7 protein-coding genes are annotated in these 3,637 nt (G+C 28.8%); 2 read left to right on the forward strand and 5 right to left on the reverse strand.

Translation table 11 applies throughout. The features are described 5' to 3' along the window. Window positions 1–57: 57 nt before the first annotated feature. The 5 genes from HMPREF1871_RS04140 to HMPREF1871_RS04160 form a co-directional block, all read right to left on the reverse strand. Complete coding sequence (locus HMPREF1871_RS04140) at window positions 58–771, reverse strand: YebC/PmpR family DNA-binding transcriptional regulator (protein WP_066130368.1); 714 nt, start codon at window positions 769–771, stop codon at window positions 58–60. 356 nt (window positions 772–1,127) lie between these two features. Next, window positions 1,128–1,340, reverse strand: coding sequence for a DUF2922 domain-containing protein (locus HMPREF1871_RS04145; protein ID WP_066130370.1), 213 nt, complete (start codon window positions 1,338–1,340; stop codon window positions 1,128–1,130). A gap of 33 nt (window positions 1,341–1,373) precedes the next feature. Further along, entirely contained in the window at window positions 1,374–1,568 is a 195-nt protein-coding gene (locus HMPREF1871_RS04150) for a DUF1659 domain-containing protein (protein ID WP_066130372.1), read from the reverse strand. Between the two features lie 91 nt (window positions 1,569–1,659). Further along, window positions 1,660–2,358: an N-acetylmuramoyl-L-alanine amidase gene (locus HMPREF1871_RS04155; protein WP_066130373.1), complete on the reverse strand. Its 699-nt coding sequence runs from the start codon at window positions 2,356–2,358 to the stop codon at window positions 1,660–1,662. Further along, a complete protein-coding gene (locus HMPREF1871_RS04160) occupies window positions 2,352–2,681 on the reverse strand; it encodes a sigma factor-like helix-turn-helix DNA-binding protein (RefSeq protein ID WP_066130375.1) in 330 nt (109 codons plus the stop codon). Before HMPREF1871_RS04160 ends, HMPREF1871_RS04155 begins: the two co-directional genes overlap by 7 nt. A 308-nt stretch (window positions 2,682–2,989) precedes the next feature. Between HMPREF1871_RS04160 and HMPREF1871_RS04165 the strand changes: the two genes are divergently transcribed. Then, the gene (locus HMPREF1871_RS04165; RefSeq protein ID WP_066130376.1) at window positions 2,990–3,343 is read left to right on the forward strand and encodes a helix-turn-helix domain-containing protein; all 354 of its coding nucleotides are present in this window, start codon (window positions 2,990–2,992) and stop codon (window positions 3,341–3,343) included. Between the two features lie 6 nt (window positions 3,344–3,349). After that, window positions 3,350–3,586, forward strand: a complete 237-nt coding sequence (locus tag HMPREF1871_RS04170; RefSeq protein ID WP_066130379.1) for a hypothetical protein — start codon at window positions 3,350–3,352, stop codon at window positions 3,584–3,586. The last annotated feature ends 51 nt before the right edge of the window (window positions 3,587–3,637 follow it).

A 3,637-nucleotide genomic window follows, 5' to 3' on the forward strand; every position in this document is an offset into this window, starting at 1 on the left:
TGTGTCCAGTTTTATGGGTACACATCATTTAAAAGTCAGTTTTTTTAAGTAAGTTTTTTATAGTGATACGTTGTGATATACTTGTTGCACATCGTCACAATCGTCTAGCATTTCTAACATACGTTCAAATTTTGCTTTATCTTCTCCAGTTAGAGTTACTTCGTTTTGTGGTATCATTGAAATTTCTGCTATTTCAAATTCTTTAATTCCCGCTTTTTCTAGTGCTTCTCGCAGTTCATGGAATTTTTCTGGTTCTGCATAAATTATAGTCATTTCTTCTTCGCTTATTATGTCTTTGACGTCTACATCTTGCTCCATTAGTATCTCTAATAGTTCTTCTTCGTCTTTGCCAGATACTCCTATCACTGCTGTTTGGTCAAACATATAGCTTACACTTCCATTTACACCTAGATTTCCACCATTTCTTCCTAAGGCTGTTCTTACTTCTGACGCTGTTCTATTGACATTGTTTGTTAGGGTGTCTATGATAACCATAGTTCCATTTACTCCAAAGCCTTCATATCTTAGTTCGTCATAGTTTTCATCTGAACCACCTTTTGCTTTTTCTATTGCTCTATCTATTATGGTTTTTGGTACTTTATATGTTTTAGCTTTTTCTACTACTAATCTTAAATTTCTATTTATTTCTGGATCTGGATCTCCTGATTTAGCTGCTTGGTATATTTCACGGCCAAATTTTGCATAAATTTTACTTGTGTTTGCATCTTTTTGTGCTTTTTTTTCTTTTATATTATTCCACTTACGTCCCATTTCCCGTCTTCCTTTTTTTCTTTTTCTTCTTTTTACTTTTTTATATTATCTTATTTTCTAAAGTTTTTCAATAGCTTGAGGAAAACTATAAGTTTTTTAGATGATTTTTTTAAAATAAATAAAAAAATGCCCTCTTACTTTTTAGGTAAGAGGGTAAATTATTAGTCTTGGGGTTTTATTTTATCTGAGCTTACATAATCTTTTATCATGTTTGTTAATGAGATTAGGTTTTCTGCTATGAGTTTTAGGGTTGTGTCTAGTCGAACTAAACAGAATACTGCGACAAATACTGGAAAACCTAGCGACTTTATAATTTCTGAGATATCCAATTTATCACTCCTTTTTTTGATGAGATATTATTTTATTTCTTCTACTTCTCTTGTGACATAAACAGCTTTATCAAATTTTTTCAATTCCCTTTTTGAGTTGTTAAATGCTTTTAGGTTTATTACTTTTTCTCCAAATTTAGTTACTGCTTCTTTGTTTAAAGCTTCTTTTGGGGATTTTATAGTTATTTTATGTGCTTTGTTATCTTGCGTTAAAAATCTTAGTTCTAATGTTTTTTTCATTTATTTTCCCTCCTATTTTTACTAATTTTTTTATTATATTTCTTCTGTTGTTTGAACTAAATATCCGTTTATATCTTCTTTTATTAATGTTGCAAAACTTTCTCCTACGGCTTTTAAATTGTCGTTTGTTATATCTGTAGCTACTTCGTAAGAGTATGATTTAACAACATCTTTCCCTGCTTTTTGCTCTAGATAATTTAGTTTTAGTCTTTTGTTTGTTACTGCCATTTTTTTCTTCTCCTTTTTGTTATTTTTCTTTGCCAGCTGACACTATATATATCGAAATAAGTTTTTATTTTTCCAAATTTTTTTTATTTTTTTATGATGATAGTATGTCGTTCACTCTGCTTTGCACTCTTTCATAATCAAATCCATTTTGTTCAAGTAGTTTTTTTCTTTCTTCTCCATTGCCATAATTTCCTCTTATTACTTCATAGGCAATTTCGTCAAGAGTATCGTCATCTACTGATTCTAGTGAAGGAGAATTTTTTCTCTCTAGGTTTTCTAATATTTCTTCAACTGTGTTTCCTAGAGTTTTAAAATACTGCATTTTTTCTATAAAATAGTTTTTTAAACTTTCTATATTTCCTCCGTGCAAGTGTAGCGATCTGTGAGGACATGATGTGTTTGTAAATTCTCCATGTACTTTTACAGTTTCGCCATTAATATCTAATCCATAAAAAATCATGTCTTCTACTGCTTGTATCAATGCCATGTCTTCATTTTTTAAAAAGTTTATATCATCTGCCGAATAACTTTGACAAATTTCATAGCCTAGTGAATGAATATTGCTTGAAAAATCTCCCGTATGAAAGGCTGTGTTATAAGTATCTACAACTCTTACTATTTCGTCTTTGTTTATGTAGTAGTGTGCTATCCCTAGGCTTTTATCTCTATTTTCTAGCCAATCTATATATTCGAGTGGACTTTTACTTCCTGCGTCATTATGAATTACCACATATTCCACACTTTGTAGCGGGAAACTTTCCATAAGAGTTTTGTTTATTTTTTCTACCATTTTGCTTCCTCCAATAATTTTTTTAATTGCTCTTTCTGTCTTTTTAAAATAGTTTTTATATGCGATACTGAAAAGTTTGTTTCATTTGCTACCTCCTTTATTAGCATATTTTTTAAATATCTTAAAATAATAACTTCTTTATAGACAATTTCTATATTTTGATAAAATTTTATAGTTATCTCTATATCCTGCTTTAATTTATGCAGCTTTTCGTCACTAGGAAAAAAATTAGCTAGATTAGTTTCCTTATTTTTTTGATTTAATAGTTCTTTTTTCAATCTGTAACTATTTTTAAGTAAAAAATCTATATACCTATCTTTCATATTTCCCTCCTTTTTTTATGGTTAATTTTTGTAACTTTAAAAGATACTCAGCAATTAAAAAAAATTTCTTTTTTGCAATAATATTTTTATTTTTAATAAATTTTAAGATTTTAAGGAAAAAAATAAAGTATTTTATTAATCTTGTATCTTTTTAAGTTACTAAATGCTGAAAAAAAATTTCTCTTTTTCTTACGAATTTAATTCTACTCTTTATTTTGTATCTTGTCAAGTTATTTTTTAAAAAATAATCGCACATTTGTTGCTTTTTAGGATTAACTATGGTATAGTTCTTTCAAGGAGTGATTCTCATGACTATTGGAGATAGAATTAAAAATCTTCGTCTGAAAAAAAATTATACTCTTGACCAGCTCGGGAAAAAAATATCTTCATCAAGACAGACACTATATAAGTATGAACAAGGCATAATAGAAAATATTCCTAAACAAAAGGTCGAAAGTTTAGCTAAAGCTCTTGATACTACTCCTAGCTTTTTATATGGTTGGGAAGATAGTTACTATCTTAATGAGGATACCAAGAAAATAGCACAAGATATTTTTGAAAATAATGAGCTAAAAGTTTTGTTTGACGCTACAAAAAATGCAAGGCCAGAGGATTTACAGATAGTTACGGATTTGCTTTTAGATTTAAAGAAAAGGAAATAACAAACAATGCATACTACATACATACACGGAATTTGCATAAACACTGTTATTATGGATTTAAAATCAGCAAGGGTTAAGGGTTGTGTTAGCAAGAATGAAGATGCTAGTTACACAATTTTTTTGAACTCTGTGTTTTCTTTTGATCAACTTAGAAAAACATATCTTCATGAGGTTGATCACATTATTAATGGCGATTTTTCTAAAGATAATGCTGATGAAATAGAGTGTTTTGCTCATTTGTAAATTAAAAAGAGGTTAAGATTTTTTGATGTGTACCCATAAAACTGGACACAA

Source organism: Gemelliphila asaccharolytica (assembly GCF_001553005.1).
Lineage (GTDB): Bacteria > Bacillota > Bacilli > Staphylococcales > Gemellaceae > Gemelliphila > Gemelliphila asaccharolytica.

Bases quoted from the DNA above. Each gene is read 5' to 3' on its own strand.
- HMPREF1871_RS04165 (WP_066130376.1), top strand. From the start codon at position 2,990: ATGACTATTGGAGATAGAATTAAAAATCTTCGTCTGAAAAAAAATTAT.
- HMPREF1871_RS04160 (WP_066130375.1), bottom strand. From the start codon at position 2,681: ATGAAAGATAGGTATATAGATTTTTTACTTAAAAATAGTTACAGATTG.
- HMPREF1871_RS04145 (WP_066130370.1), bottom strand. From the start codon at position 1,340: ATGAAAAAAACATTAGAACTAAGATTTTTAACGCAAGATAACAAAGCA.
- HMPREF1871_RS04140 (WP_066130368.1), bottom strand. From the start codon at position 771: ATGGGACGTAAGTGGAATAATATAAAAGAAAAAAAAGCACAAAAAGAT.
- HMPREF1871_RS04155 (WP_066130373.1), bottom strand. From the start codon at position 2,358: ATGGTAGAAAAAATAAACAAAACTCTTATGGAAAGTTTCCCGCTACAA.
- HMPREF1871_RS04170 (WP_066130379.1), top strand. From the start codon at position 3,350: ATGCATACTACATACATACACGGAATTTGCATAAACACTGTTATTATG.
- HMPREF1871_RS04150 (WP_066130372.1), bottom strand. From the start codon at position 1,568: ATGGCAGTAACAAACAAAAGACTAAAACTAAATTATCTAGAGCAAAAA.